Below are 1,522 nucleotides of genomic sequence, written 5' to 3'. Positions count from 1 at the left end.
GGCCTGGCCGTTGGCGTATGCCTGGCCGGTGCAACAGGTGGGGCCGGATCATCAGCCGGACGCTTTGCCTGATCAGCCGACATTGCTGCTGGTGCGGCGAGCGGAGGACTGGAGTGTGAGGTTTTCCGAACTGAGTCCGTTGGCGTGGCGGTTGTTGCAGAGAATTGACGAGTTTCCCGAAGTGACCGGGCGTGAACAGTTGCAAGGATTGGCGGTCGAGGCGGGGCAGGTTGGTTCATCGGAGTTTTTCGAGGGTGGTCTGAGGTTGTTGCGGCAGATGCATGGGGAAGGGGTTGTCGGGGTTGTTTGATCTTCTTTGACCTTGGCGGCCTTCAGGCCGACCAGGTTCTTGGCAGACTGGGTACATATCCGTTGCTGCGTTAACGGCGGCTGGCGATTTCGCCCTGACGGCGCCCTGATAGCAGCCCAATCTCTTGCAGGTATACCCGGATCAATTGTAGGAGCGAGCTTGCTCGCGAGACGGCCTGCCAGCCGGTCGAAATCTTGCTGATGTACTTAGTACCTGTGAGCGAGCTTGGTCCGGGCGGTGTTCCGACGATAGCGGCCTGCCAGCCGACCATTCTATACAGCTGCTCTGGCATTCCTCGCTCCGAACCGAAAATGTCTACACCGGCAATCTCAACTCCGCACACAACCCGCCACCCTCACGATTGCTCAAGGTCAACGACCCTCCAATCGCGACCGCCAATTGCTGGGCGATCGCCAGCCCCAGCCCGGTGCCGCCGGTGCTGCGGTTGCGGGAATTTTCCACGCGATAGAACGGTTCCATCACTTGCTTGAGTTCTTCTTCAGCGATGCCCGGACCGCGGTCGAGGATCTTGATCGACAGGTTGCCATCGGCCTGTTTTTCCACTTGCAACTCGGCAGCACCGGCAAACTTCAATGCGTTGTCCGTGAGGTTGACCAGCACCCGGCGCAAGGCGTGGGGGCGGGTGTCGATGATGGTGGCGCTTTTGCCTTCGAGCTGCACGTCCTTGCCCATGTCCTGGTAGTCGAACACCAGKCTGTCGAGGAACGAGTCGAGATCGGTGCGGCGGCTTTCTTCGGTGGCACCGTGGATGCTGCGGGCGTAGGCGACGCCTTCGCGGACCAGGTGTTCCATCTCGCCCAGGTCGTTCAACAGTTTGTCTTTTTCGCTAGAGTCGTCCATGAACTCGGCGCGCAGTTTCATGCGGGTGATCGGGGTTTGCAGGTCGTGGGAGATCGCCGCGAGCAACTGCATGCGTTCCTTCAGATAGGCCGCGATGCGTGCCTGCATCGAGTTGAAGGCCTTGGCGGCGTGGGCGACTTCGGTCGGGCCTTTTTCGTCCAGGAGTACTGGGTGTGCGTTGGGGTCCAGGGTTTCGACGGCACCGGCGAGGCGGGTGAGGGGGCGGATGGCGATCCTGACCGCCAGCCAGGAACAGGCAAGCATCAGCGCCAGTTGCCCGAGCAGCACGATGGGCAGCCAGGGCGACAACGGGACCATCGCCGGGCGGACGTCGATGGTCAGCGGGCTGCC

General features: G+C 61.5%; 2 protein-coding genes. One reads left to right on the top strand and one right to left on the bottom strand.

Annotated elements, in window-relative coordinates; genetic code table 11:
- Positions 1-310, top strand: a 310-nt coding sequence (locus ACXRVY_RS28510; RefSeq protein ID WP_458238892.1) for an HvfC family peptide modification chaperone, incomplete at its 5' end; no start/stop codon positions are given.
- Between the two features lie 315 nt (positions 311-625).
- On the opposite strand, the gene ACXRVY_RS28505 is transcribed toward ACXRVY_RS28510, so the two are convergent.
- Positions 626-1,522, bottom strand: an 897-nt coding sequence (locus ACXRVY_RS28505) for an ATP-binding protein (RefSeq protein ID WP_458238891.1), incomplete at its 5' end; no start/stop codon positions are given.

The sequence above is a fragment of the Pseudomonas sp. P5_A2_2 genome (genome assembly GCF_054177685.1).
This window is presented reverse-complemented; position numbering and strand designations above follow the sequence as displayed.